This is a genomic window from Pectobacterium fontis (assembly GCF_000803215.1).
Classification (GTDB): Bacteria; Pseudomonadota; Gammaproteobacteria; order Enterobacterales; family Enterobacteriaceae; genus Pectobacterium; species Pectobacterium fontis.
On record NZ_JSXC01000014.1, the window covers coordinates 64872 to 90940 of the forward strand.

Consider the following 26069-nt stretch of genomic DNA (forward strand, 5'->3'; position numbering starts at 1 on the left):
ATTACTTAAGCCCGTTATTAGGGGAAACACAGGGGGAGGTTTCCGCAGGAACGCCTCACCCCTGTGGTCGCCCCGTGTATCTCGATGCTTAAACGATCGCATTACTCTTAATGGAGCGCTTTTTAATCGATATTACGCTTTCGAAGCCGTCATTTGCTGCACCATTACCTGCATGTCGTAACCGGTTGGCGTTTGATGAACGCGCAGATCGAACTCTGGCAGAATCGCAAAGATATGGTCGAAAATGTCAGACTGAATACTTTCGTAATCGACCCAAGCGGTGGTGTTGGCAAACGCATAAATCTCCAGTGGTAGCCCTTCTGACGTTGGCGCAAGCTGCCGCACCATCAGCGTCATCCCTTTATGAATCCCCGGATGCGTACGCAGATAAACCTGAAGATAGGCGCGGAATGTCCCCAAATTTGTCAGACGACGGCCATTCAATGGCGACGTCAGATCGCATTCGGACTGGGCATTATGCTGATCCAGCTCGCTTTTTTTGTTTTGAATGTAAGGCGACAGGAGTTTGCTGCGCAGCAGTCGAACCTGTTCGTCTTCCGTCATGAAATGTACGCTGGTGGTATCGATATTGATACTACGCTTGATACGCCGCCCCCCTGATTCCGACATTGAACGCCAGTTTTTAAAGGAGTCAGACACCAGCGCATAAGTGGGAATGGTGGTGACGGTATTGTCCCAATTTTTCACCTTGACGGTCGTCAATCCGATATCGATAACGGCTCCGTCAGCGCCGTATTTGGGCATTTCCAGCCAGTCTCCCAGCGTGAGCATATCGTTGGCGGAAAGCTGGATGCCCGCGACCAGCCCCATAATGGGATCTTTGAACACCAACATTAGCACGGCAGCCATGGCACCTAACCCACTGATTAGAATCAGCGGGGATTTCCCGATGAGCAGTGACACCACCATAATGCTGATGACGATGGTCGCGATCAGTTTCAGACTCTGGAAGATGCCGCGTAACGGTAACTGTGCGGCGACTTTAGTTCGGGCGGAGACGTTGAGCAGAACGTCGAGCAGCGAGAACAGCGACAGCAGAGCAAAAATCATGATCCATACCTGGGAGCAGATAATGAGCGCTTCACGGGTTTCACTCTGGGTGGGGAGCCAGACAAAGACCTGAATATTGAGGATGACCCCTTGTAGTAAGAAGGCCAGCCGGTTAAACAAGTTGTGTTGCGTCAGCGCCTGTTTCCATCCGTGTCCCTCCGTTTTCCCCGGCTTATTGAGTGAACGCAGCACCATTCTTTTCAGCACAATTTGATGCAGAATCAAATGAATGACGGCAGAAATGAGTAATATCAGCCCAAGAACAATCAGTAACGCAAGGATGCTGGCGTGTTGTATTCCTGCTTCTCTCAGCCATAGCGCAAGATTTTGTTGCATGCATTCTCCTTTATTCCGATGAATCTGCCGTGCATCGACACGATATGACGTTAAGGCTAAGGATTTAACGCCTTCAGTCAACCTTTTGTATTATCTGGAATCTCGCTGGGAAGGGCATGGAGGGAAATCGCGGGCAAAGAAAAAGCCAGTCGCATAGCAACTGGCTTCGTCATTTCTTGCCGAGTAGGCTGGACAGGAAATTACAGTTTGTCTGCGTTCTCAGACAGGTATTTCGCTACGCCGTCTGGTGACGCGCCCATACCAGACTTGCCTTTTTCCCACTGTGCCGGACACACTTCGCCGTGCTCTTCGTGGAATTGCAGGGCGTCAACGGTACGCAGCATTTCATCGATGTTACGGCCTAGCGGCAGATCGTTCACGACCTGGTGGCGAACCACACCGTTTTTATCAATCAGGAAAGAACCACGCAGTGCAACACCGGCTTCCGGGTGTTCAATGCCGTAGGCCTTCTGGATTTCGCGCTTAATGTCAGCAACCATTGCGTATTGCACTTCGCCGATGCCGCCTTTGTCCACAGGGGTTTTACGCCATGCATTGTGAACGAACTCGGAGTCGAAGGACACGCCAACCACTTCTACACCGCGTTTCTGGAATTCGGCATAGCGGTGATCGAAAGCAATCAGTTCTGACGGACAAACGAAGGTGAAGTCCATCGGCCAAAAGAAGATCACAGCAGCTTTACCGTTGATGTGCTTCTTCAGGTTGAAGTTTTCGACGATTTCGCCACTGCCTAAAACGGCAGCAGCGGTGAAGTCTGGGGCTTGACGAGTTACCAGGACCATAATTACTCCTGTAGATAGCGATGAATGATAGAGGATGTAAAAACAAGCGATCAGTATAGGGATTTTACCTGAGTGAATACAGGCAAAGAGACCAATCAATGAGATAGTTTCTACCTATTGAACTCATCGCTATTTCCTTTCAAGGAAGTAGATTAACCCTTTTGATGGAAAGGACAATACCCGTCATACTTCAAGCTGCTTGTGCGTTGGCTACTCTTACTCACCCCAGTCACTTACTCATGTAAGCTCCTGGGGATTCGTGCGCTTGCCGCCTTCACGCAACTCGAATTATTTAGGGTATACGTCGCGTAGAAAAACGGCAAAATCGCGATCTTATAGCTGCTGCGCTTTCGCCAATTGCATCATCCGTGGATAAAACTGCCAGAAGAGGGTTTCAAATTGGTGATAGTGCTGTTCGATATCCTGAAAAGAGCCAGACAGTGCGGCCAGTTTCGGGCGGCGTATCGACATTCTATGCAGCACATCGGCGATAAACGGCAACTCCGCATAACGCGTCATCCAGCGTTCCGGCCACAGATAGCGATTCAGGTTCTGAAACCGTTCAGGCGTTTGCGCCAGATGCGGTTCGATTTGTGACTGTGCGCCGTCGATAAAGGTTTGCAAAGGCGTATCCGGCACCAGTTCCAGCCAGTGGCGCGCAAGATAGTGATCCCATAGAACATCCAGCGTAATCGGCGCAACGCGGCGGAATTCATCGCTGAAATACTGACGCGCCTGTTTGACTTCCGGCAGGCTGTCGGTGAGCGAATCAACGCGACGATGCAGACGGATGCCTGCGACGACCTCGTCAGCATAGCTGTCCTGTGGGTTGCCGCGCACGAAATCCGCCATCAGATTACCTAATAGGGAGCTGTCGGCCAGCGTGGCCAGATGAAGGTGGGCAAGAAAATTCATTGAGACAGTATATCCGCTTCTGCGTTTATTGTGCAGGTTCTCTTACTATGGCGACATAAGCATTCACCGCAGTGATTGCGATGTGTCGCGCACTGTGGTGCTTATTTCTTGCAGCCATGCGCTTGCGGCTCTAGACTAGGCCGCCCATTTTTAATGTATTACAGCTAAGTGAATTGCCATGCGTGTTACCGATTTTTCGTTTGAACTTCCTGAATCATTGATTGCCCATTATCCACAAGCGGAACGCAGTGGTTGTCGCCTGCTATCGCTGGACGGGCCGACGGGAAATCTGACGCACGGCGTGTTTACCGATTTGCTGGATAAACTGAATCCCGGCGACCTGCTGGTGTTCAATAACACGCGTGTGATCCCGGCGCGTCTGTTTGGCCGTAAAGCCAGCGGCGGCAAACTGGAAGTCTTGGTTGAGCGCGTGCTGGATGATCATCGGGTGCTGGCGCACGTACGGGCGTCAAAAGCGCCGAAACCGGGCACCGCGCTGCTGCTGGGTGATGATGAGAGCGTCAAAGCCACGATGGCGGCTCGCCACGATGCACTATTTGAACTGCATTTTGATGATTCCCGCGATGTTCTGTCGATCCTGAATGATATCGGTCACATGCCGTTGCCGCCTTATATCGACAGACCGGATGAAGACGCCGACCGCGAGCTTTATCAGACGGTCTATAGTCAGCGTCCGGGTGCCGTTGCGGCACCGACGGCGGGCTTGCATTTTGATGAGCCGATGCTGGCCGCGCTACGCGAGAAGGGCATTGAAATGGCGTTTGTGACGCTGCATGTGGGGGCGGGAACGTTCCAGCCTGTACGTGTCGATACGATTGAAGATCACATCATGCATGCCGAGTACGCCGAAGTGCCGCAGGATGTCGTTGACGCCGTACTGGCATGCAAGGCGCGGGGGAATCGCGTCATTGCTGTTGGCACCACCTCGGTACGTTCACTGGAAAGTGCCGCGCAAGCCAGCCAGAACGCGCCAATCGAACCGTTCTTCGGCGATACCAAAATTTTCATCTATCCCGGTTATCACTACCGCATTATTGATGCGCTGGTGACTAATTTCCATTTGCCGGAATCGACGCTCATCATGCTGGTGTCGGCGTTTGCCGGTTATCAGAACACGATGTCTGCTTATCGTCAGGCGGTAGCAGAACAGTATCGTTTTTTCAGCTACGGCGATGCGATGTTTATCACGCACAACCCGATGGCCGAACAGGAAAAAGTGGGATAACCCCTATTTTTCGCATAATAGCGATGCCACAGACCACGCTCTGTCAGGCATTAACACACCATTACCATCAGACTGTTTTTCTGATGCCGGAGGCGAAGTGAAGTACGAATTACAAACAACGGACGGTCGTGCGCGACGCGGCAGATTGATTTTTGAACGTGGTGTGGTGGAAACCCCGGCGTTTATGCCCGTGGGAACTTATGGCACGGTGAAAGGTATGACGCCGGAAGAAGTGAAAGAGACGGGCGCGCAGATTCTGCTCGGCAACACTTTCCATCTGTGGCTGCGTCCCGGTCAGGAAATCATGAAACTGCACGGCGATTTGCATGATTTCATGCAGTGGCACGGCCCGATTCTGACGGACTCCGGCGGTTTTCAGGTGTTTAGCCTCGGCGATATTCGTAAGATTACCGAACAGGGCGTACATTTCCGTAACCCGATCAACGGGGATTCCATTTTCCTTAGCCCGGAAAAGTCGATGGAGATTCAGCACGATCTCGGTTCAGATATCGTGATGATCTTTGATGAATGTACGCCGTACCCTGCTGACTGGGATTACGCCAAGCGCTCAATGGAGATGTCGTTGCGCTGGGCGAAACGCAGCCGCCAGCGTTTTGATGAGCTGGAAAATAAAAATGCGCTATTCGGCATTATTCAGGGAAGTGTTTACGAAGATTTACGTGATGTATCCGTAAAAGGGCTGGTAGACATTGGCTTTGATGGGTACGCTGTGGGCGGTTTAGCGGTAGGCGAGCCGAAAGAAGACATGCACCGTATTCTGGAGCACGTTTGCCCGCAGATTCCAGAAGATAAGCCGCGCTATTTGATGGGCGTTGGCAAGCCGGAAGATCTGGTCGAAGGCGTACGCCGTGGTGTCGATATGTTCGACTGTGTTATGCCAACGCGTAACGCACGTAACGGGCATCTCTTCGTGACTGATGGGGTGGTGAAAATCCGTAATGCGAAGCATAAGGATGACATTAACCCGCTAGATGAGCACTGTGATTGCTACACATGTCGCAATTATAGCCGTGCCTACTTGCATCATCTTGACCGTTGCAACGAAATACTCGGAGCACGACTCAATACCATTCATAATTTGCGTTATTATCAGCGTTTAATGGCGGGTTTACGTCAGGCCATTGAAGAGGGTAAATTAGAGCACTTTGTGGTGGATTTTTACCAACGGATAGGCAAACCCATTCCGCCGCTGGCTGAAAAAGACGTTGCTGCAAGCAACTGACAGCCCGTTTGCGATGAATTGCATTTTGCTGTGAAGCGTTTTTACGATTGTAAGGTTGATAATTTATCTTTTTGATAGCTTATCTTTTGACAAAAAAGAGGATATTTACATGAGTCTTTTCATCTCCGATGCTGTAGCTGCAACCGGCGCTCCGGCTCAGGGAAGCCCGTACTCTCTGGTTATTATGCTGGCCGTTTTTGGTCTGATTTTCTACTTTATGATCCTGCGTCCTCAGCAAAAACGCGCCAAGGAACACAAGAAGTTAATGGATTCTATCAGCAAGGGTGATGAAGTATTAACGACTGGTGGTCTGGTTGGTCGCGTGACTAAAGTGTCCGAAACTGGCTATATTGCGATTGCGTTGAACGAAACCAATGAAGTGGTTATCAAACGTGATTTCGTGGCTGCCGTGCTGCCGAAGGGCACGATCAAAGCCCTGTAATTTCCGATTTTCCCGAAGGGAACTGCCGTGTTAAATCGTTATCCTTTGTGGAAGTATCTGATGCTGGTCGTGGTGTTGTTTGTCGGCCTGCTCTATGCACTTCCTAACCTATATGGTGAGGATCCGGCGGTACAAGTTACTGGCGCGCGGGGAACCGCCGCCAGCGAAACGACGCTGATCCAAGTCCAAAATGTCTTAAAAGAACAAAATATTACCAGTAAGTCGATTGCATTAGAAAATGGTGCAATTTTGGCTCGCTTCTCTAACCCTGATATTCAGCTCCGCGCGCGTGAAGCACTCGTAAATGAGCTGGGCGAAAAATTCGTCGTCGCACTTAACCTGGCGCCGTCTACGCCAACCTGGCTACGGTTGTTAGGTGCTGAACCGATGAAATTGGGGCTTGACCTGCGCGGCGGTGTTCACTTCCTGATGGAAGTGGATATGGATACGGCGCTGGGTAAACTGCAAGAACAAACTATGGACTCTTTGCGCAGCGATCTGCGTGAGAAGAACATTCCTTATGCCGCGGTGCGCAAGATTGACAATTACGGCGTCGAAATTCGTTTCCGTGATGCGCAAACGCGTGATGAGGGTATCAACTACCTGACATCTCGTCACCGCAATTTGGTTCTCAGCAGTAGCGGCAGCAACCTGCTACGCGCAGTAATGTCTGACGAGCGTCTGCGTGAAGCGCGTGAATATGCCGTACAGCAGAACATCAATATCCTGCGTAACCGTGTGAACCAACTGGGTGTTGCTGAGCCGCTGGTGCAGCGTCAGGGTGCTGACCGTATCGTTGTTGAATTACCGGGTATTCAGGATACGGCGCGTGCGAAAGAAATTCTGGGTGCAACCGCTACGCTGGAATTCCGTCTGGTCAACAGTAATACGGATGCGACCGCGGCGGCGAACGGTCGCGTGCCGGGTGACTCTGAAGTGAAGAACATGCGTGACGGCTCACCCGTGGTGCTGTTCAAGCGTGTGATTCTGACGGGCGACCATATTACCGATTCGACATCAAGTACGGATGAATACAACCAGCCTCAGGTGAATATTTCTCTGGACAGCGCGGGTGGCAACACCATGTCCAACTTCACCAAAGATAGTATCGGCAAGCTGATGGCGACGCTGTTTGTAGAATACAAAGACAGCGGTAAGAAAGATGCGACAGGCCGTTCAGTGCTGGAAAAACACGAAGAAGTGATCAACGTAGCGACCATTCAGTCGCGACTAGGTAACAGCTTCCGTATTACCGGTATTGATAACCCGAACGAAGCGCGTCAGCTTTCTCTGCTGCTGCGTGCGGGTGCGCTGATTGCGCCAATCCAGATTGTGGAAGAACGTACCATTGGGCCTACGCTGGGGATGCAAAACATCACGCAGGGGCTGGAAGCCTGTTTGTGGGGCTTGATCGCATCGATCCTCTTTATGGTCTTCTTCTATAAGAAGTTTGGTATTATCGCGACCAGTGCTCTGGTGGCTAACCTGGTGTTGATTGTTGGGGTGATGTCTCTGCTGCCAGGGGCTACGCTTACCATGCCGGGCATCGCGGGTATCGTGCTGACGCTGGCGGTTGCCGTCGATGCTAACGTACTCATTAACGAACGTATCAAGGAAGAACTCAGTAATGGTCGCTCCGTGCAACAGGCCATTCATGAGGGCTATAAAGGCGCATTCAGTTCCATTGTTGATGCGAACGTCACGACGTTGATTAAAGTCATCATCCTGTATGCCGTGGGTACGGGGTCTATCAAAGGGTTTGCGATTACCACCGCGATTGGTATTGCTACCTCAATGTTTACGGCGATCGTCGGTACTCGTGCCATCGTTAACCTGCTTTACGGCGGTAAACGCATCAACAAGCTGTCTATCTGAGGAGTGCGTTGTGGCACAGGAACAGGAATACAACATTGAACAACTAAACCATGGGCGTAAAGTCTATGATTTCATGCGCTGGGATAAATTGGCATTTATCATTTCCAGTCTGCTGATCATCGCCTCTATCGCGATTATGGGAGTACGTGGTTTCAACTGGGGACTCGACTTTACCGGTGGTACGGTCATTGAGATTAACCTTGAGAAACCGATCGATCTTGATGTGATGCGTAGCTCGTTGGAAACCGCCGGGTTTTCTGAGCCTCAGGTGCAGAATTTCGGTAGCAGCCGTGACGTCATGGTGCGTATGCCGCCGGTTTCCGGCAGTGAGAACGAAGCGCTCGGTAACAAAGTGTTGAAGGTGGTGAACGATACCTTCCAGCAGCATGCGACCGTGAAACGTATTGAGTTCGTTGGGCCGAGCGTGGGCAGCGATTTGGCACAGGCTGGCGCATTGGCACTGCTCTCTGCGTTGATTGCTATTCTCATTTACATCGGCTTTCGTTTTGAATGGCGTCTGGCGTTGGGAGCCGTATTGGCGTTGGCGCACGATGTGATTATCACGATGGGTCTACTGTCTCTGTTCCATGTTGAGATTGACCTAACGATCATTGCTTCATTGATGTCGGTAATTGGTTATTCACTGAACGATAAGATCGTGGTGTCTGACCGTATTCGTGAGAATTTCCGCAAGGTTCGCCGTGGGACACCTTACGAAATTACTAACATTTCTCTGACGCAAACGCTGCACCGTACCATCATCACCTCAGCGACCACGCTGGCGATGATTGTGATCCTCATGGTCTTCGGTGGTGCGTTACTGCATGGCTTCTCGCTGACGATGTTTATTGGCGTGATCATCGGTACGATCTCTTCCATCTATGTTTCTTCTGCTCTGGCGTTGAAACTGGGTATGAAGCGTGAACACCTGATCGTTCAGAAAGTGGAAAAAGAAGGGGCGGATCAACCGTCAATCCTGCCTTAATCTGCCGACTGTAAACATGAAAAACCCTGCGTTGCCGCAGGGTTTTTTGCGTTTTATCATTGGGATATATCAAGGTGACTCGGTTGCGGCGACAGGAGGAGGACTCTGTATTTCCTGAACCTGATGCAAACGGACAAAACCAAGTTCTTCTGGCGGCAGGCCGCTCAGGCGCAATTCAATAATCGCCTCCGCTTTTGGTAATAGCGTGGGGGTGACGACAAAAGACTGTGTTTGTGTATCGCCGTTCAAAGGCTGCCCGCTCACGGGATCGAGGCGTCCCCAGTCAAGCTGCGCGCCAAAGGCTGGCAGTCCTTTCGCATCAAGTGTGCGAATATGCAGTAACGCGCTGGTGCCGTTCGCTTCTGTCTCGATATTACGTAACGAGACGCTGAGCCGGCCAATACGGCTTTCCAGCACGGTGCTGGTTTGTGCCGCGGGCAATAAATACACGCCAGAGGTGGATTGGGAATTCAACGCGTTCTGTCGCTCCAACGCTACGGCCTGATCGGTCAGTGTTTGTAGCTGCTGATTTAGCTGACCTATCTGATTCTGCAATTTTGGCATTTGGCGCTGTTCGGCGCACCCTGCGAGCACGAGGAGTGCTGGCAGGAAGGTCAATACGCGATATCGGGTTCTCATATCAGTGGCTCCCCTTTCGATGTTTTATTCATTGATCCCTGCTGCTGAGTTTAGCTGTGATTAAGCCTAAGTCATAGGTGAGACAACTTTTTTCATCCGGTTACCTGAAGAGATGCGAAACCCTTCGCAACCTGGTTCAGGAGTTTTGGTTAGTCCGGTAATTCAGGGTAAACTGTCTCTACGTTAAGGATTACTGGTCAGGACATATCATGCATTGCCCGTTTTGTTCCGCTGTTGATACCAAAGTCATTGATTCCCGTCTGGTCGGCGAAGGTTCGCAAGTCCGTCGTCGTCGGCAGTGTCTGGTTTGTCATGAACGCTTCACCACGTTTGAAGTGGCTGAACTGGTGATGCCGCGAGTCATTAAAAGCAATGAGGTACGCGAGCCTTTTAATGAAGATAAATTGCGCAGCGGTATGCTGAAAGCGTTGGAAAAAAGACCGGTGAGTTCTGATGACGTCGAAATGGCGATCAATCACATTAAATCTCACCTGCGGGCGACCGGAGAACGTGAGGTGACCACCAAAATGGTGGGCAATCTGGTGATGGATGCACTGAAGAAACTGGATAAAGTGGCTTATATCCGTTTTGCATCAGTGTATCGCAGCTTTGAAGATATCCGCGAATTTGGCGAAGAGATTGCGCGTTTGCAGGATTAAGCCGTGTCGATTCGACAGAGATAAGAGGTGCGGAAATGAGCGTTTTTCAAGAAAACGATCGACAGGAAAACGGCCAATTGGTGCAGGATGAATTATACATGGCGCGGGCGTTAGAATTGGCGCGTCGTGGCCGTTTTACCACGTCACCTAACCCAAATGTGGGATGCGTGATTGTGCGTGACGGCGAAATTGTGGGAGAAGGTTATCACTTCCGCGCTGGTGAGCCTCACGCTGAGGTTCATGCGCTGAGAATGGCGGGGGAGCGCGCGCGTGGCGCGACGGCCTATGTTACGCTGGAGCCGTGCAGCCATCACGGCAGAACGCCACCTTGCGCCGATGCATTGATTGCTGCTGGCGTTTCGCGTGTGGTTGCCGCGATGCAGGATCCGAACCCGCAGGTGGCAGGTCGTGGTTTACATCGTTTACAGCAAGCGGGGATCGCCGTCAGCCATGGCTTGATGATGGCCGAAGCCGAGAAAGTGAATGTGGGCTTCCTGAAACGTATGAGGACGGGCTTTCCTTACGTACAACTCAAAATGGCGGCGTCTTTAGATGGGCGTACTGCGATGGCATCGGGAGAAAGCCAGTGGATTACCTCGCCGCAGGCGCGGCAGGATGTGCAGCGTTTTCGCGCGGAGAGTGCAGCCATTCTGAGCAGCAGTGCGACGGTGTTAGCTGACGATCCCTCTCTCACCGTTCGTTGGTCAGAGTTGGATGCCGATGTCCAGAAACGCTATGCGGAAGCGGATCTCCGGCAGCCTGTTCGAGTGATTGTGGACAGCCAGCAGCGCGTCACGCCACAACATCGGATTATTCGTCAACCGGGTGGGACTTGGCTTGCACGCGTGCAGACCGATGAACAGGCGTGGCCACAAGGCGTTGAACAACTGATGCTGCCGCAGCACAATGGCGGCGTCGATCTGGTGGCGCTGATGATGATACTGGGGAGACGCCAGATTAACACTGTCTGGGTTGAAGCCGGAGCCAGTCTGGCGGGGGCGTTACTGAATGCTGGCGTTGTTGATGAACTTATCGTTTATCTTGCGCCAAAACTGCTGGGTGAAAATGCCCGTTCGCTCTGTCTCTTGCCAGAATTGGTGCAGTTATCTCAGGCACCGGAATTTGACATCGCAGAGGTTCGCCAGATTGGCCCGGATGTGCGATTGCGCCTAAAACCGAAATTCTGATGTGTATGTAAATACGTGGTGCAGGTTCGACAAAACCGGATACGTGCCACCAAAAATTATGATAGAATCCGCCCCCCTGCGGGCCATAAAGACCAGATACAAGGAAAGCTATGAACGTTATCGAAGGTGTTGTTGCTACTCCTGATGCCCGTGTGGCGATTGCGATTGCGCGTTTTAACCATTTTATTAATGACAGCCTGCTGGAAGGTGCGGTTGATGCATTGAAACGCATCGGTCAGGTTAAAGACGAAAACATCACCGTTGTCTGGGTGCCGGGGGCTTACGAACTGCCCTTGACGGTTCGTGCGCTGACCAAAAGCACGAAAAATGGCGGATATGATGCCGTGATTGCTCTGGGAACGGTCATCCGTGGTGGAACAGCGCATTTTGAATTTGTTGCTGGCGAATGTAGCTCAGGTCTGTCCTCCGTTGCGATGGACAGCGAGATCCCTGTGGCTTTCGGCGTTCTGACGACGGAAAGCATCGAACAGGCGATTGAGCGTGCTGGTACGAAAGCGGGGAACAAAGGCGCAGAAGCTGCCCTGACCGCGCTAGAAATGATTAATGTATTGAAAGCGATTAAGTAAGCCTGATTAAGTAAGGGGAATTCCGTGAAACCTGCTGCTCGTCGCCGCGCTCGTGAATGTGCGGTTCAAGCGCTTTACTCCTGGCAGTTATCTAAAAATGATATTGCCGATGTTGAACACCAATTCCTGAGCGAGCAGGATGTCAAAGATGTCGACATTACCTATTTCCGTGAATTGCTGGCGGGGGTTGCCACTCAGGCTGAGAAGCTTGATCAACTGATGGCACCTTTTCTGTCTCGCCAACTTGAGGAATTGGGACAGGTTGAAAAAGCGATTCTGCGTTTGGCGATGTTTGAGCTGAGCAAGCGCGAAGATGTTCCTTACAAGGTGGCGATTAACGAAGCCATCGAACTGGCTAAAGTTTTCGGTGCCGAAGATAGCCATAAGTTTGTGAATGGCGTGCTGGATAAAGCTGCTCCGAGTGTACGGAAAGGCAAGAAGTAAAATGAATCGAATCAGGGCCGGATATCCGGCCCTGATCGCTTTTAAATGACAGGCTGGCTGGAAAGGTTATGGTTGAAGGTGAGTTTGACCTTATTGCCCGCTATTTTAATCGGGTCCGAAGTTCACGTCGCGATGTGGAGTTAGGCATCGGTGATGATTGTGCATTACTGACGGTGGCAGACAAGCAGGTGCTAGCGGTGAGTACTGACACGCTGGTATCTGGCGTGCATTTCCTACCTGATATCGATCCCGCCGATCTGGGTTACAAATCTCTGGCAGTGAATTTAAGCGATTTGGCTGCCATGGGGGCCGATCCTGCCTGGCTGTCTCTGGCCATTACCCTACCTCAAAGCAATAGCCAATGGCTGTCTGCGTACAGCGACAGCTTGTTTGACCTGCTTGATTATTACGGTATGCAGTTGGTCGGGGGGGATACAACGCGTGGCCCGTTAAGCCTGACGCTGACGATCCACGGTTTGGTGCCTGCTGGCCGGGCATTAACGCGTCGTGGAGCCAGAATAGGTGACTGGATTTATGTTACCGGCTCGTTGGGCGACAGCGAGGCGGGTCTGGCTATCCTCCAGAATACGTTGCACGTTGATGATGAACAGGCACGGCAGGGATTGATTCAACGTCATCTCCGCCCCCAGCCCAGAATCCTGCAAGGTCAGGCGTTGCGCGATCTGGCCAGTTCGGCTATCGATCTGTCCGACGGTCTCATTTCCGATCTACAGCATATATTGAAAGCCAGCGAGTGCGGCGCACGTATTAATCTGGACGCGATCCCACAATCTGATTGGCTGCGGAGTTGTACCAACGAAGAGCAGGCGTTGCGCTGGGCATTATCTGGCGGCGAAGACTATGAGTTGTGTTTTACCGTACCGGAAATTAACCGTGGTGCGTTGGAACTTGCTTTGGGGCATCTCGGTGCTCATTATACCTGTATCGGGCAAATCGGGCCGTCATCTGAAGGGTTGCGCTTTTTCAGAGATAATAAAGTGACCGAGCTGAACTGGAAAGGGTATGACCATTTTAGCGAGCAAAACTGATTCTGCGAGTACCGTGAAAGGTTTTAACGCTATTGCACCGGGGCCATGAGCCCCGGTTATCATTAGTGACTTATTCCATCCACTGCGTGATTCGGCGCTCAATGCCTGCGGCGTCCAGACCCAGATCGGCACGGATTTCTTCCTGTGACCCTTGCGGGATAAAGACGTCCGGTAATCCGATGTTCAGCACGGAAACCACAAGGCGTTTCGCCATCAGGAATTCATTCACGCCGCTTCCCGCACCGCCCATGACCGCATTTTCTTCCAGCGTCACAAACGTGCTATGGGATTGTGCCAGTTCTTCCAGCAATGCTTCATCCAGTGGTTTCACAAAACGCATATCGATGACGGTGGCGTTTAATTTCTCTGCTGCGACCATCGCTTCCGGCAATAGCGTACCGAAATTCAGAATCGCGATCGTTTCGCCCTGACGACGCACCACGCCTTTCCCGATAGGCAGTTCTGAGAGTGTCGTCAGTTCGGTTCCCGTCCCGTTTCCTCGCGGATAGCGCACCGCCGTCGGGCCTTTCTGGTAGTGATAACCCGTGTGCAGCATCTGGCGACACTCATTTTCATCGCTGGGTGTCATGATGATCATGTTCGGGATACAGCGTAAGAAAGAGAGATCGAACGCGCCCTGATGAGTCTGCCCATCCGCGCCAACGATACCGCCGCGGTCGATAGCAAACAGAACCGGTAAATTCTGGATCGCCACATCGTGGATCACCTGATCGTAGGCACGTTGCAGGAAAGTCGAGTAAATCGCGACAACCGGATGATAACCGCCAACTGCCAGACCGGCTGCAAAGGTGACGGCATGCTGTTCGGCAATGGCGACATCAAAATATTGTTGCGGATAATCGCGGGAGAATTGCACCATGCCGGAACCTTCACGCATGGCAGGCGTGATCGCCATGAGCTTACTGTCTTTGGCGGCAGTTTCCTGTAGCCATTGACCGAAGATTTTAGAATAGGTGGGTTGAGCACCTTCTTTACTTTTCGGCAACGTGCCGCTGGCAGGATCGAATTTTGGTACGGCATGCCAGCTAATCGGATCCTGCTCGGCAGGGGCGTAACCTTTGCCTTTTTTCGTCATGATGTGCAGAAGCTGCGGGCCTTTCAGGTTGCGCATGTTTTTCAACGTATGCGCCAGCGCCTGCACGTCATGGCCGTCAACCGGGCCAATATAATTAAAACCCAGTTCTTCAAATAGTGTACCCGGCACCACCATGCCTTTAAGGTGCTCTTCGGTACGCTTCACTAGCTCTTTAATTGGTGGCAGGCCGGATAAAACCTTTTTACCGCCTTCGCGCAGGCTGGCGTAGAGCTTGCCGGATAGCAGTTGTGCCAGATGGTTGTTCAATGCGCCGACATTTTCTGAAATCGACATTTCGTTGTCATTCAGTACTACCAGCAGATCGGATCTAATATCGCCTGCGTGATTCATCGCCTCAAAGGCCATGCCTGCGGTAATTGCACCATCGCCGATGACACAAACGGTACGACGCCCTTTGCCTTCACGTTCGGCCGCGACGGCCATACCCAGCCCGGCACTGATTGAGGTGGATGAATGCCCGACGCTTAATACGTCATAGTCACTTTCGTCGCGCCACGGAAAGGGGTGCAACCCCCCTTTTTGACGGATGGTTGAAATGCGATCGCGACGCCCCGTCAGGATCTTGTGCGGATAAGCCTGATGACCCACATCCCACACCAGATGATCGAAAGGGGTGTTATAGACGTAATGTAGCGCGACCGTTAATTCAACCGTTCCTAACCCTGATGCGAAATGGCCGCTTGAACGGCTAACGCTGTCCAGCAGATATTGGCGTAGCTCATCGCACAGCTTTGGCAGACTTTCTTTCGGCAACAGTCGAAGTTCATCCGGTGTTTCCACTAACGCCAATGTAGGGTACTTCGCGGTATCAAAACTCATAGAGACTCATTAGGTAATTACTTATCGCGTTCAACGATGAAATTCGCCAGCGCTTGTAGTGGCGCAATATTCAGGGGAGTCGGACTGGATGCGACGAGATCGTCCAGCGATGCCAGTGATTCCTGATACAGCTCCTGTGCTTTTTTTCGTGCATGATCTAATCCCAGCAGGCTGGGGTAGGTGCTTTTGCCTAGCTGCTGGTCAGCACCCTGACGTTTGCCTGTAGTCGCGCTGTCGCCAACAACGTCAAGAATATCGTCCTGAACCTGAAAAGCGAGCCCAATCGCGTTAGCGTAGCGATCCAGATGCGGTAAGGCCGCACGTCCCACTTCACCGGCTGCCAGTGCGCCGAGTCGGACGGCCGCACGGATCAACGCACCGGTTTTATGGCGGTGAATCCGTTCTAACGTCGCCAGATCGACCTGATGGCCTTCCGCCTCCAGATCGAAAGCCTGACCGCCGCACATGCCTGCCACACCACTGGCTTGTGCTAATTCTGAGAGCATCGCCAAGCGATCGCGGTCAGAAACCTGCGGCATCGGCGCATCAGCCAGAATGGAAAATGCCAACGTTTGCAGGGCATCCCCCGCCAGAATGGCATTAGCTTCACCAAATTTGATGTGGCAAGTTGGCTGCCCACGGCGCAAATCGTCGTCGTCCATCGCTGGCAGATCGTCATGAATCAGTGAATAGGCATGGATGCATTCTACGGCAGCCGCGGGAGCATCCAGGCTTTCTAACGGCATACCAAACAGTTCACCTGTAGTATAAACCAGAAACGGGCGTAGGCGTTTGCCTCCTAAGAGTGAGCCATACTCCATCGCAGTGACCAGTGGACTACTCTGAAAGGGGAGGTCGGCGATGAAATGCCCCAACATGCGGTTAGTACGCTGGCAGTGAGCGTTCAGTTGCGTGCTGAAATCGGTCATAGTGAATCATTATCCGGCGTAAACGGTGACAGCGGTGCATCGGGATCGTCACTCAGCAGGATGTGTACGCGTTGCTCCGCCTGCTGTAGTTTTTGCTGGCCCTGACGGGCGAGCTGGATGCCATGCTCAAACTCATTGAGCGCATCGTCTAGCGGCAGTTCGCCGGATTCGAGGCGGATAACGATTTTTTCCAGTTCGTTCAGTGAGCTTTCAAAGCTGACTGGCTGCTCGGTCTTCTTAGGCATAGTGATGTCAGAATCCTGGTGTTATACGCCGTTGGCTTGTGGCGGCAGAGCGTGGTGTTGCGTTTGATCATCCGTGGATGCACAACAATTATACGGTTAAAGCACACAGTATATCTTCATATAATGATATACTCCGCGCCTTGGATGCTATGGGTAAAATCATCTCTGTTCCGCTGATTTTACCGATAACGTGATTTTAGTGCTCGGGGTAAATTTATTTACGCCTTTCTGACCAAGTAACGACAGCCACCATGAAGTTTATCATTAAATTGTTCCCGGAAATCACCATCAAGAGCCAATCTGTGCGGTTGCGCTTTATCAAGATTCTAACCGGAAACATTCGCAACGTACTAAAACACTATGATGAAGCGCTGGCGGTTGTCCGTCACTGGGATCATATCGAAGTTCGGGCCAAAGACGAAAGCCAGCGTTCTGCGATTCGTGAGGCGCTGACGAGAATCCCAGGTATTCACCATATTCTGGAAGTGGAAGATCACGCCTATACCGATGTACATAACATCTTTGAACAGGCGCTGGCGATGTATCGTGAGCAATTGGAAGGCAAATCGTTTTGTGTGCGGGTGAAGCGTCGCGGCAAGCATGAATTCAGCTCGCAAGACGTGGAACGCTATGTCGGCGGCGGTTTGAACCAGCATATTGAAACGGCGCGAGTCAATCTTACGGCTCCGCAGGTCACCGTACATCTGGAAATTGAGCAGGATCGTCTGCTGTTGATTAAAGGCCGCTATGAAGGCATCGGCGGCTTCCCGATCGGCACGCAGGAAGATGTCCTGTCGCTGATTTCCGGTGGTTTTGACTCCGGTGTATCCAGTTATATGTTGATGCGTCGTGGGTGTCGCGTTCACTACTGTTTCTTCAACCTTGGCGGTGCGGCGCACGAAATTGGCGTGAAGCAGGTGGCGCACTATCTGTGGAATCGTTTTGGTAGTTCGCATCGGGTGCGTTTTGTTGCGATTGATTTCGATCCGGTAGTGGGTGAAATTCTGGAGAAGGTCGATGACGGCCAGATGGGCGTCGTATTGAAGCGTATGATGGTGCGCGCGGCCTCCAAAATTGCGGAACGTTATGGTGTGCAGGCGTTGGTGACTGGCGAAGCGTTAGGGCAGGTTTCCAGCCAGACATTGACCAATCTGCGTTTGATCGATAACGCCTCCGATACCCTGATTCTGCGCCCGCTGATTTCTCATGATAAAGAGCACATTATCAAACAGGCGCGCGAGCTGGGAACGGAAGATTTTGCCAAAACGATGCCGGAATATTGTGGCGTGATCTCGAAAAGCCCAACGGTGAAGGCGGTAAAAGCGAAGATTGAGGCCGAAGAAAGCCACTTTGATTTTGCTATTTTAGATCGCGTGGTAAGCGAAGCGCGGAATATTGATATTCGTGAAATCGCCGAACAAACCAAACAAGAAGTGGTTGAAGTCGAAACGGTCGCGTCGTTTGCGCCCACTGATATCTTGCTGGATATCCGCGCGCCGGATGAGCAGGATGATAAACCGCTGGAACTGGATCAGGTAGAAATCAAATCCTTGCCGTTTTATAAGCTGGGTACGCAGTTTGGCGATCTGGATCAGAGTAAAACCTATCTGCTTTACTGCGATCGGGGCGTGATGAGCCGTTTGCAGGCGCTGTATCTGCGCGAGCAAGGGTTTGCTAACGTAAAAGTGTATCGTCCCTAGATGATATGAGCGATGCCGCCGTTCTGGCGGCATCGCTTAAAATCGATAGTCCTTTTTATCAATGCCATATTTTTTCATTCTTAAATAGAGTTTCTTACGGGGTATCTGAAGGTATTCCGCTACGTCATTGATCCGTCCTTGATGAATATCTAATGCTTCCGTGATGATCTGGCTTTCATATTGTTCAATGCGTGCATCTAACGGTGTGGATTGTGTTTGGCTGATCCACATATTCTCTTCAATCGCGATTGGCATTACGCCAACGGCAAATAATTCAGCCGCATTGCGTAATTCTTTGACGTTACCATTCCAGTTACGGCGATGTAGACTTTTAACAAACGCATCGCTCAGCTTGGGGTATTCCCGATTGAGTCGTTGGCAAGCTAACTTAAGATAATAACAAAATAGCGGCTCAATATCGCCGGGGCGTTTAGATAGAGGGATACATTCTATTTGAGTCATGGAAAACAGGTAATAAAGTTCGGGAATTATTTTTTGCTGTGCCGCTAATGCTGTCGCACCATATTGGCTGACGGCCATTAGTCGGAATATATGCTCTTCAGTATTTTGTTGCTGAGCCAGATAATATTGTTGTTTGTGACTGAGAATCTCGATATTACGAATGATCAGCGAACCCTGCTGTACTTTTTTTATTTGCTCTTCAACGGTGTTTTCCGACGCGCTGGAAGCATCAATAATAACCAGCGGTGCATGACGATTAAGACTGATCTGATGTAGATAACGTGCTCCGCATGTCCTGCCTGTTCCTAGCTCACCATAAAAAAAAGTCGGAACGCGCGCCTCTGCCTGCTTCTGCAAGCGGTTACGTAGCTGTCGGCTCCACTCACTCATGCCAATAAGATGTTCCGTTAACTGATTACGCTGCCAGTGGCGATGCTGGATGAGTTGACGACGCTCTTTCAGCGCCTGCTGTAAGCGTGATAACAATTTTTCTGGCATGATGGGTTTTTCAAGAAAGTCATAAGCCCCTTTTTTTACAGCCTCGACCGCCATTGGAACATCGCCATGACCGGTTATCAGTAATACGGGCAATTGCTTATCCCAGTTCAATAAATAGTCGAGCAGCGACAGCCCAGAGCGTTGCGGCATATAAACGTCTGAGACGACGACACCGGGCCAATCCTCTGGTAAAAGATCTACCGCCTGCTGAGGATTATCACAGGGGACAACCTGATAACCGGCCAGACTGAGCATCTGACAATAGGCATCAAGTACATCGCGATCGTCATCTATTAAGAGGATTTGCTGTTCTTCAGTGAGCTTCATCGTATTTCCTGAACTGTAGAATAACCAAGGCGTGTCTCTCTAACGTAGAGGCAAGATATAATTCGCCACCACATTGCTGCATGATGGATTGACTAATAGATAACCCGATTCCCAGCCCCACATCTTTACTCGTGGTAAATGGCTTCAATAATCGGTGAGCCAGAATGAGCGGCCAGCCCGGACCATTATCCTGAATGTACAGGAAGACCTCATTATTCTTTCCGTTGAATTGTTGAATGATAATTTGTGGTGGCGTATCACTCACCGCTTCTAATACATTTGTCAGCAGGTTCACCATGACTTGCTGTAAGCGGGTCGTTTCACCAATCACGGAATCCAGCGTTATCGGTAAAGTTAATTGCGCATTAAGTGGACGATGGCGTGAGGTTAATAACTCCCAGGATGATTGAATGCAGTGATATAAATCAACCTGATGTAAGGGGGCATCGCTGTCGCTACGTCGGGAAAACTGGCGCAATTGCCGAATAATGTTGTCGATACGCTGTAATAAGTGGCGCATTTTGGTGAGATTCGAGGTGATGATATCTGGTTCGTGGTGGTGCATCGCCTGTTCGCAGGTGAAAAGATACAATGAAAGCGCGTTGAGCGGTTGGTTAATTTCGTGTGCCAGCGTCGTCATGGTTTGCCCTACGGTGGCCAGCTTTGCCGCTTGAACTAATTCGTCCTGAGCGGTACGAAGATTATTTTCAATGGTTTTGCGTTCGGTGATTTCTTTCTCAAGCTGTGTGCGTTGCTGTTTTATCTGATCGCGTGTGTTGCGCAGTAAGCTGGCAATACGCCCCAGTTCATCCTCCCCATAGACGGGAATCGAGGTATTTAACTCCCCGTGACCTAGCCGGATAACAGACTGATTAATCTGGGTAAAACGCTTGATGAGCCGTGAGCGGATATAAAAGTGATTCAGGATAATGGCAAACAGTAGCGCAATCAGTGTCGCCGCGACGATCACCATACCGCTGATATCCATAATATGCTCAAGTCGTTGATTAAATTTCTGTAATTGCTGATGGCTGTTGCCTAGCTGTTGCTCAATCTGGTGGCGGAACTGAGCTAATGTTTGTTCTTTCATCCGCGTGGTTTGCTGGAGATGCGTTTGAATTTGGCTCCTGCCGATTAAAATGGCCGGTAGTTTATTTTCTGCCACCCCCAATGCCAGCAATTCATCGATGGTTTGGCGTAACGTGATAATGCTGGAGTGATGCGGTGATGACTGAATTTTATCGGCTGACTGTTTGAGATAATTAAGATAGCGAATGTGGTTATTCAGATTATCGCTGTTATGTACTGCAAGCTGTTCCCGTAAATCATCGACGATCTGATTCTCAATATGAGCCAATGTATAGATCAGTTGCAGTTCATCCTGAACATATTGCAGAGTGGTTTGTATATGTTGGTTTTTATCTTTTTCGGCGTTTTGAGTAAATTGCTCTAACAAGGCGCTCTGTTGCCAACTGATATCTTGCGAGAGTGAAGTGAGTTCAAGGTTAAAATCATCATGCAACCAGTTAATTCGTGTGGTAATTTCAGTGGTTTTTTCTCTGATGACCAGATCCTCCGCCAGTATGTTGTCAAGCTGGATGAGTAAATGATGCATTTGCTGGATGATTTTTTCTAATATATGGCGCTCATCATTATTTAACTGTTGGCTGGCATGTCGGATGATGTCCAGGCGGGAAATAATCTGTTCGCGTCGTAATAACCGCAGGCTGGTATTATCCGCAGTCAGAAATTCATTCAATTCTTTAATCAGGGTATTAAGATTATCTTCAAGTTGAAAAGAGGCCTGAATTTTAGGGAAATAATCGTTTAACGCGTAGCGAATTTGAAAGCCTTGTTCACGCCATGAATAGAGGCTAATTGCGCTAACGGAGAGTGTTAATATCGCACCAAAAGCAAATGACCAACGCAAGCAATTACTGATCGTCATGGTTTGGAGGAATTTCATCATCGGATCGCCTCCAGTTTTTGCAGCGCCTGTTGATGCTGGTGTTGGAAAAATTGTTGCCATTCGATTAAATTCGATTCGAATGGGGCAATATCATTTTCCAACTGATTGAACTGCTTTAAATATTCTACATCGTCAGCCTGTTGCGCGGTGACCGGAATCTCTGTGAGCAGGGCCCTGATTTCCGGCAACGGACGATTCAGTTGGCTTTCAGCGTTATGTAGCGTTTTCCATATATCCTGAGATTGATTCAGGCGAAAGGTAATCGCGGTATCAAACAGCCGCTGAACTAATTTTTGGCGTAGTAGGATCAGACGATAATCGGGCGGAGGCGACTGCAATAGAACATATTGCTGTTGAGCGCGAGGGTTATCCTCTGGTAGAGGAAATACCGGGAATTTGCCCGTATCGGTATCGGAAAGGATTTTTTGTCCTTGTTTGCTTAATAAAAAATAGATAAACCGCATCGCGAGATCTTTATTCGTACTATTACGGGTAATCGCGATGAACGTGGGGGCGGCACCTGCATGAGGAATATAGCGAAATACCAGATGGGGATCTTTAAGTAACGGCGTCGCATAGTTATCAATGATAGGGCCAGCCATACCCAATCCCGTTGTTATTTTACTGGCAACTCCAAAGCTACGTGAGGAAATGGTCGCCAGATTACCCGAAATTTCCATTAGCATTGCCCAACCTTGCTGCCATCCTTGCTGTTGCAACAAGGTTTCAATCATGAGGTGGCTGGTGTCTGAACGTGAGGGGCTACTCATTAAAATCAACGACTGATAGCGTGGATCCTTTAGCTGCTCCCATGAGTCTGGTGGGGAGAGTTTTTTTTCCTGTAGCGCCGTGGCATTAGCCAGAATACCAAACCCGGAAATCGCAATCGCCGCTGCGCTACCGCGAATCGAGTCCGGCACCAAACGCTGGCTTTCCGGTGGAATGGCTGGAATCGGGGACAATAATTGATGATCCTGCAAATGCTGCATTAGCATGGGAGATGACGTGAGAATCAGGTCGATACTGTCATTTAGTGGCGTACCCATCAGGCGTTCGAGAGATGAACTGGTGCGATTCAGCGTCCGAACGGGTACGGAAGAAGATTGCCTCTGCCATTGAGACATGATGTTGGCTGTTGTTTCGGGAGAAAATGTGGTGGCAATGACCAATTCATTTGCCCACAGTGGTGACAATGCCAGAAAATTTATTAGCCAGAACAGTAGCAATCTGCACGAACGCATTCTCATACCTGTCTTATGTGATTTTTATCACGAAAATGAAAGGTTATTAATAAAATTATCGTCGATGATTTGTTTCATTTTTCGCTATTTTAACGTTATTAGGAAGGAATGAAAAATAAAATAATCAAATTATGATGGTATTGACACATGGTTTTTTATATTTTGAGTCAATATTGACTCAATGTTAACGGGTTGCTCTTTTTCTATATTTAAATCATGCTGCGTACATAATTTTTAATGTGATTTTATTTGGCGGTTTTTACAATTAACAACACCAGGGAAATATTATGCTTTCATTCCTTAAGCCTAAAGTGGCGACACATAAAGTGCCTAAAAAGGACATTGTCGCGGTTTATCAGCATAACCGAATTCAAGCGCTCATCGGGGTTTTTCTCGGTTATTTGTCTTATTATATCGTGAGAAATAATTTCACGCTTTCCACTCCTTATTTAAAAGAACACTTACATCTGAGCGCTACGGAAATTGGCTTGTTAAGCAGTTGTATGTTGATTACCTATGGCATCAGTAAAGGGTTGATGAGTAGCCTGGCGGATAAAGCAAACCCTAAAATGTATATGGCTATTGGTTTGTTTTTATGCGCATTAGTGAATATCGGTATGGGATTCAATAGCGCTTTCTGGCTGTTTACTGTGCTAGTCATCTTTAATGGTTTTTTCCAGGGAATGGGGGTCGGCCCCTCTTTTATTACGATTGCCAATTGGTTCCCGCGTCGGGAACGAGGACGAGTGGGTGCGATATGGAATATCTCTCATAACGTCGGCGGCGGTATTGTTGCCCCTATTGTGGGGACGGCATTTGCGTTCTTAGGGAGTGAACATTGGCAGACGGCAAACTATATTGTGCCTGCGCTTATCGCTATATTGATGGCGGGTATTCTGCTGCTGATAGGTAAAGGTTCTCCGGTTAGTGAAGGTTTACCGCCACTTCATGAGATCGTCAAAGAAGATGTAATTATTGATACCGCCAGGCAAAAACATGTCGCACCGGAAAATATGACCGCATGGCAGATATTTCTTACCTATGTTTTGAAAAACAAACATGCCTGGTATGTCTCTTTCGTTGATGTTTTTGTGTATATGATTCGCTTCGGTGTAATTAGCTGGCTGCCTATCTATCTGTTAACTGAAAAACATTTTTCCAAAAGTGAAATGAGCGTTGCATTCCTGTTTTTTGAATGGGCGGCGATTCCCTCGACCTTATTTGCAGGATGGCTATCAGATAAATTATTCCGTGGGCGTCGTATGCCACTGGCAATGATTTGCATGGCATTAATTTTTGTTTGCCTGATTGGATACTGGAAGTCGGATTCCTTAGTTGTAGTCACGTTCTTTGCTGCGGTTGTTGGGTGTCTGATTTATGTCCCGCAATTTTTAGCGTCGGTACAGACGATGGAAATTGTGCCTAGTTTTGCTGTGGGATCGGCTGTCGGCTTACGTGGCTTCATGAGTTATATTCTGGGAGCCAGTCTGGGGACGAGTTTGTTTGGTTTTATCGTTGACCGTTTTGGCTGGCACGGCGGTTTTTATCTCCTCCTCGGCGGGATCGGGTGTTGTATTATTTTCTGTTACCTGTCCCATCGCGGCGTATTAGAGCTTGAACATGAACGGCTTCAGATGAGCCGCAATAGCACCGTAAATGCCTGATGTTAAAGATGAACATGCATACCGTCTTTGTTTGCGAGGCGGTATGCTGTTACATCGACCATAACCCGCCGATTCGCTCCGTTGCCGTCTTGCTATCGTCGCAACACGATGGAGAAAAGTGTTACCGCAAAGATTGTTCTACAGAGCGTAGTTATAAATCCCCGGCGGCAGGATCAACTGCTCAGCAACCTCGGCGGCTTTTTCTTTCCCTAGTAGCAAATCAATGATCTTTAGGGCGAAATCCATACTAGTGCCTGGCCCTTGCGTGGTGAGCAGGTTCACACGCGGATCGTAGACGACGCGTTTCTCCATCCATTTCTCTGGCGCGATCTCATCCTTGAATGTCGGATAGCCGGTCATGTTCCCGACGGGAAAGAGTTGGTGGTGTTCCAGTACTAACGCGGGTGTAGCGCACATGGCGGCGACGAGCTTTCCTTCCAGATGCGTCTGGCGAATGCATTCCACCAGAAGTGGGCTAGCGCGGAAGCACTCCGCGCCTTGCAGTCCCCCCGGTAACACCAGCACATCGAAAGGCCGATCGGCAACGGTCGCCAACGGCGCATCGGCCAGCAGTCGTACTCCGCGTGAGCAGACGATTTCAAGGTTGCCATCACTGGCTACGCTAGCAAGCGTGACCTGAATGCCTGCCCGCACAAGCAGATCGATGGTGGTGACAGCTTCTGTTTCTTCGCTACCAGGCGCCAGACACACCAGTGCCGATGCAGTCATAGTCATTTTCCTTTTGCTTAATATAGTCAAACAAGCGGGTATTTTCAGGGAGTATTAGGCCGTGCAGACGCGCGCGGTGCAGTAAATACCCGGTGATGTAGTCAATTTCGGTATGCCGCTGAGCGAGGATGTCCTGCAACATTGATGAGGTGTTGGCGGCGGTATTTTGAATAATTTGGTTAACGTAGAGCAGCAGGCTGTCTCGCGAGGTATGAAAACCTTCCCGTTCCATGACGTTGGCCACTTCCTGACAAAGCAAGGCAATCAGTTCTGGATACGCAGAAAGTTCGCCATTGGTGCAGTGGTATTTTACCGTCAGCGGATTAATGACGCAGTTAGCCGCCAGCTTAAGCCAGCATGTGGCGCTAATGTTGGTGTGCCATGCCACATCAGGTAAGGCTTGATGCAGAACTTCAGCCAACTGACTTTGGCTGCTGTCGCCGTCAAACGTGCCGATATGCGTTGTGCCTGCCGCAACGTGTACAACGTTGGTCGCATCGCGCCGTGCAGCATGGGTAGTGACACCCATAACCAGCGGCTGCGGTAACGGCGGTAATTCTTCCCGCGTCCCCATTCCGTTATGTAGTAGCAAAATCGTGCAATGTGGATTGATCTGGGGCAACAGGAGGGTGACGGCATCGGAAACCTGCCAGGCTTTTAACGTCACGAGCAGCAGTTCGCTCTGGGCAAGATGCTCGGGATCGTTAGCCGTCAGGTTAAGATTACAATGCTGGCCGTCCAGCATGGTGACATTGACCGAGCAGTATGGTTGCGGAATGCGCAGCCATCCCTGGACATCATGCCCTTGTTGATGTAACGCAGCGAGCCAAAGCTGGCCCAGCGCGCCACAGCCAAGAACGGTGATCTTCATATGCATCTCCCATTTTG

At 50.2% G+C, this 26069-nt stretch carries 24 protein-coding genes; 12 read left to right on the plus strand and 12 right to left on the minus strand.

Annotation, left to right across the window (positions count from 1 at the left end; genetic code table 11):
• Positions 1–132: 132 nt before the first annotated feature.
• The 3 genes from OI69_RS04775 to OI69_RS04785 form a co-directional block, all read right to left on the minus strand.
• Positions 133–1407 carry a mechanosensitive ion channel family protein gene (locus OI69_RS04775; RefSeq protein ID WP_039346769.1) on the minus strand — a complete coding sequence of 425 codons (1275 nt, stop codon included), beginning with the start codon at positions 1405–1407 and terminating at the stop codon, positions 133–135.
• Between the two features lie 200 nt (positions 1408–1607).
• Positions 1608–2210, minus strand: coding sequence for a peroxiredoxin C (locus OI69_RS04780; protein ID WP_039346772.1), 603 nt, complete (start codon positions 2208–2210; stop codon positions 1608–1610).
• 333 nt (positions 2211–2543) lie between these two features.
• Positions 2544–3125 (minus strand): acyl carrier protein phosphodiesterase, encoded by a 582-nt coding sequence (locus OI69_RS04785; RefSeq protein ID WP_039346775.1) that lies wholly within the window; start codon positions 3123–3125, stop codon positions 2544–2546.
• A gap of 178 nt (positions 3126–3303) precedes the next feature.
• On the opposite strand from OI69_RS04785, the gene queA reads away from it, so the two are divergent.
• From queA to secF, 5 genes are all read left to right on the plus strand, one after another.
• Positions 3304–4371, plus strand: a complete 1068-nt coding sequence (queA, locus tag OI69_RS04790; RefSeq protein ID WP_039346777.1) for a tRNA preQ1(34) S-adenosylmethionine ribosyltransferase-isomerase QueA — start codon at positions 3304–3306, stop codon at positions 4369–4371.
• A 97-nt stretch (positions 4372–4468) separates the two neighbouring features.
• The gene (tgt, locus tag OI69_RS04795; RefSeq protein WP_039346778.1) at positions 4469–5614 is read left to right on the plus strand and encodes a tRNA guanosine(34) transglycosylase Tgt; all 1146 of its coding nucleotides are present in this window, start codon (positions 4469–4471) and stop codon (positions 5612–5614) included.
• 109 nt (positions 5615–5723) lie between these two features.
• On the plus strand, positions 5724–6056 hold the full coding sequence (gene yajC, locus OI69_RS04800) for a preprotein translocase subunit YajC (RefSeq protein ID WP_012773703.1): 333 nt from the start codon (positions 5724–5726) through the stop codon (positions 6054–6056).
• A 27-nt stretch (positions 6057–6083) separates the two neighbouring features.
• Complete coding sequence (gene secD / locus OI69_RS04805; protein ID WP_072034258.1) at positions 6084–7931, plus strand: protein translocase subunit SecD; 1848 nt, start codon at positions 6084–6086, stop codon at positions 7929–7931.
• Positions 7932–8004: 73 nt separating this feature from the next.
• Positions 8005–8916 (plus strand): protein translocase subunit SecF, encoded by a 912-nt coding sequence (gene secF / locus OI69_RS04810; protein WP_052198310.1) that lies wholly within the window; start codon positions 8005–8007, stop codon positions 8914–8916.
• A gap of 69 nt (positions 8917–8985) precedes the next feature.
• Here secF and OI69_RS04815 read toward each other — a convergent pair whose 3' ends face one another.
• The gene (locus tag OI69_RS04815; protein WP_039346783.1) at positions 8986–9555 is read right to left on the minus strand and encodes a SadB/YajI family lipoprotein; all 570 of its coding nucleotides are present in this window, start codon (positions 9553–9555) and stop codon (positions 8986–8988) included.
• Between the two features lie 209 nt (positions 9556–9764).
• Here OI69_RS04815 and nrdR point away from each other — a divergent pair, with 209 nt between their 5' ends.
• From nrdR to thiL, 5 genes are all read left to right on the plus strand, one after another.
• Positions 9765–10214 carry a transcriptional regulator NrdR gene (nrdR, locus tag OI69_RS04820; protein WP_039346784.1) on the plus strand — a complete coding sequence of 150 codons (450 nt, stop codon included), beginning with the start codon at positions 9765–9767 and terminating at the stop codon, positions 10212–10214.
• A gap of 35 nt (positions 10215–10249) precedes the next feature.
• On the plus strand, positions 10250–11401 hold the full coding sequence (gene ribD, locus OI69_RS04825) for a bifunctional diaminohydroxyphosphoribosylaminopyrimidine deaminase/5-amino-6-(5-phosphoribosylamino)uracil reductase RibD (protein ID WP_039346786.1): 1152 nt from the start codon (positions 10250–10252) through the stop codon (positions 11399–11401).
• A gap of 110 nt (positions 11402–11511) precedes the next feature.
• Complete coding sequence (gene ribH, locus OI69_RS04830; protein ID WP_039346788.1) at positions 11512–11988, plus strand: 6,7-dimethyl-8-ribityllumazine synthase; 477 nt, start codon at positions 11512–11514, stop codon at positions 11986–11988.
• A 24-nt stretch (positions 11989–12012) separates the two neighbouring features.
• A complete protein-coding gene (gene nusB, locus OI69_RS04835) occupies positions 12013–12432 on the plus strand; it encodes a transcription antitermination factor NusB (protein WP_039346790.1) in 420 nt (139 codons plus the stop codon).
• Positions 12433–12500: 68 nt separating this feature from the next.
• Complete coding sequence (gene thiL / locus OI69_RS04840) at positions 12501–13481, plus strand: thiamine-phosphate kinase (protein ID WP_039346792.1); 981 nt, start codon at positions 12501–12503, stop codon at positions 13479–13481.
• Positions 13482–13551: 70 nt separating this feature from the next.
• On the opposite strand, the gene dxs is transcribed toward thiL, so the two are convergent.
• The 3 genes from dxs to xseB are packed head-to-tail and all read right to left on the minus strand — an operon-like array spanning position 13552 to position 16591.
• On the minus strand, positions 13552–15417 hold the full coding sequence (gene dxs, locus OI69_RS04845; protein ID WP_039346794.1) for a 1-deoxy-D-xylulose-5-phosphate synthase: 1866 nt from the start codon (positions 15415–15417) through the stop codon (positions 13552–13554).
• Positions 15418–15434: 17 nt separating this feature from the next.
• Entirely contained in the window at positions 15435–16346 is a 912-nt protein-coding gene (gene ispA, locus OI69_RS04850; RefSeq protein WP_039346796.1) for a (2E,6E)-farnesyl diphosphate synthase, read from the minus strand.
• A complete protein-coding gene (xseB, locus tag OI69_RS04855; RefSeq protein WP_039346798.1) occupies positions 16343–16591 on the minus strand; it encodes an exodeoxyribonuclease VII small subunit in 249 nt (82 codons plus the stop codon). Before xseB ends, ispA begins: the two co-directional genes overlap by 4 nt.
• A 251-nt stretch (positions 16592–16842) precedes the next feature.
• On the opposite strand from xseB, the gene thiI reads away from it, so the two are divergent.
• Positions 16843–18291: a tRNA uracil 4-sulfurtransferase ThiI gene (gene thiI / locus OI69_RS04860; RefSeq protein WP_039346800.1), complete on the plus strand. Its 1449-nt coding sequence runs from the start codon at positions 16843–16845 to the stop codon at positions 18289–18291.
• A 36-nt stretch (positions 18292–18327) separates the two neighbouring features.
• Here the strand turns inward: thiI and pgtA are convergent, their stop codons facing one another.
• The 3 genes from pgtA to OI69_RS04875 are packed head-to-tail and all read right to left on the minus strand — an operon-like array spanning position 18328 to position 22788.
• The gene (pgtA, locus tag OI69_RS04865) at positions 18328–19578 is read right to left on the minus strand and encodes a two-component system response regulator PgtA (RefSeq protein WP_039346801.1); all 1251 of its coding nucleotides are present in this window, start codon (positions 19576–19578) and stop codon (positions 18328–18330) included.
• A complete protein-coding gene (locus OI69_RS04870) occupies positions 19565–21544 on the minus strand; it encodes an ATP-binding protein (protein ID WP_080752607.1) in 1980 nt (659 codons plus the stop codon). Before OI69_RS04870 ends, pgtA begins: the two co-directional genes overlap by 14 nt.
• Positions 21544–22788, minus strand: coding sequence for an ABC transporter substrate-binding protein (locus OI69_RS04875; RefSeq protein WP_039346805.1), 1245 nt, complete (start codon positions 22786–22788; stop codon positions 21544–21546). Before OI69_RS04875 ends, OI69_RS04870 begins: the two co-directional genes overlap by 1 nt.
• Positions 22789–23075: 287 nt before the next feature.
• Between OI69_RS04875 and pgtP the strand changes: the two genes are divergently transcribed.
• Positions 23076–24452: a phosphoglycerate transporter PgtP gene (gene pgtP, locus OI69_RS04880; protein WP_039346807.1), complete on the plus strand. Its 1377-nt coding sequence runs from the start codon at positions 23076–23078 to the stop codon at positions 24450–24452.
• A gap of 138 nt (positions 24453–24590) precedes the next feature.
• On the opposite strand, the gene yajL is transcribed toward pgtP, so the two are convergent.
• Both yajL and panE read right to left on the minus strand, forming a co-directional pair.
• Positions 24591–25181: a protein deglycase YajL gene (gene yajL / locus OI69_RS04885; protein ID WP_039346809.1), complete on the minus strand. Its 591-nt coding sequence runs from the start codon at positions 25179–25181 to the stop codon at positions 24591–24593.
• On the minus strand, positions 25144–26052 hold the full coding sequence (panE, locus tag OI69_RS04890; protein ID WP_039346811.1) for a 2-dehydropantoate 2-reductase: 909 nt from the start codon (positions 26050–26052) through the stop codon (positions 25144–25146). The genes yajL and panE overlap by 38 nt, the downstream gene beginning before the upstream one ends.
• Positions 26053–26069 lie beyond the last annotated feature (17 nt).

Coding starts and splice junctions, on each gene's coding strand:
- OI69_RS04870 (WP_080752607.1), bottom strand. CDS start 21,544: ATGAAATTCCTCCAAACCATGACGATCAGTAATTGCTTGCGTTGGTCA.
- ribD (WP_039346786.1), top strand. CDS start 10,250: ATGAGCGTTTTTCAAGAAAACGATCGACAGGAAAACGGCCAATTGGTG.
- queA (WP_039346777.1), top strand. CDS start 3,304: ATGCGTGTTACCGATTTTTCGTTTGAACTTCCTGAATCATTGATTGCC.
- yajC (WP_012773703.1), top strand. CDS start 5,724: ATGAGTCTTTTCATCTCCGATGCTGTAGCTGCAACCGGCGCTCCGGCT.
- OI69_RS04775 (WP_039346769.1), bottom strand. CDS start 1,407: ATGCAACAAAATCTTGCGCTATGGCTGAGAGAAGCAGGAATACAACAC.
- nrdR (WP_039346784.1), top strand. CDS start 9,765: ATGCATTGCCCGTTTTGTTCCGCTGTTGATACCAAAGTCATTGATTCC.
- OI69_RS04785 (WP_039346775.1), bottom strand. CDS start 3,125: ATGAATTTTCTTGCCCACCTTCATCTGGCCACGCTGGCCGACAGCTCC.
- OI69_RS04780 (WP_039346772.1), bottom strand. CDS start 2,210: ATGGTCCTGGTAACTCGTCAAGCCCCAGACTTCACCGCTGCTGCCGTT.
- thiL (WP_039346792.1), top strand. CDS start 12,501: ATGGTTGAAGGTGAGTTTGACCTTATTGCCCGCTATTTTAATCGGGTC.
- OI69_RS04815 (WP_039346783.1), bottom strand. CDS start 9,555: ATGAGAACCCGATATCGCGTATTGACCTTCCTGCCAGCACTCCTCGTG.
- ribH (WP_039346788.1), top strand. CDS start 11,512: ATGAACGTTATCGAAGGTGTTGTTGCTACTCCTGATGCCCGTGTGGCG.
- thiI (WP_039346800.1), top strand. CDS start 16,843: ATGAAGTTTATCATTAAATTGTTCCCGGAAATCACCATCAAGAGCCAA.
- dxs (WP_039346794.1), bottom strand. CDS start 15,417: ATGAGTTTTGATACCGCGAAGTACCCTACATTGGCGTTAGTGGAAACA.
- xseB (WP_039346798.1), bottom strand. CDS start 16,591: ATGCCTAAGAAGACCGAGCAGCCAGTCAGCTTTGAAAGCTCACTGAAC.
- OI69_RS04875 (WP_039346805.1), bottom strand. CDS start 22,788: ATGCGTTCGTGCAGATTGCTACTGTTCTGGCTAATAAATTTTCTGGCA.
- pgtP (WP_039346807.1), top strand. CDS start 23,076: ATGCTTTCATTCCTTAAGCCTAAAGTGGCGACACATAAAGTGCCTAAA.
- ispA (WP_039346796.1), bottom strand. CDS start 16,346: ATGACCGATTTCAGCACGCAACTGAACGCTCACTGCCAGCGTACTAAC.
- panE (WP_039346811.1), bottom strand. CDS start 26,052: ATGAAGATCACCGTTCTTGGCTGTGGCGCGCTGGGCCAGCTTTGGCTC.
- yajL (WP_039346809.1), bottom strand. CDS start 25,181: ATGACTGCATCGGCACTGGTGTGTCTGGCGCCTGGTAGCGAAGAAACA.
- secF (WP_052198310.1), top strand. CDS start 8,005: ATGCGCTGGGATAAATTGGCATTTATCATTTCCAGTCTGCTGATCATC.
- pgtA (WP_039346801.1), bottom strand. CDS start 19,578: ATGAAGCTCACTGAAGAACAGCAAATCCTCTTAATAGATGACGATCGC.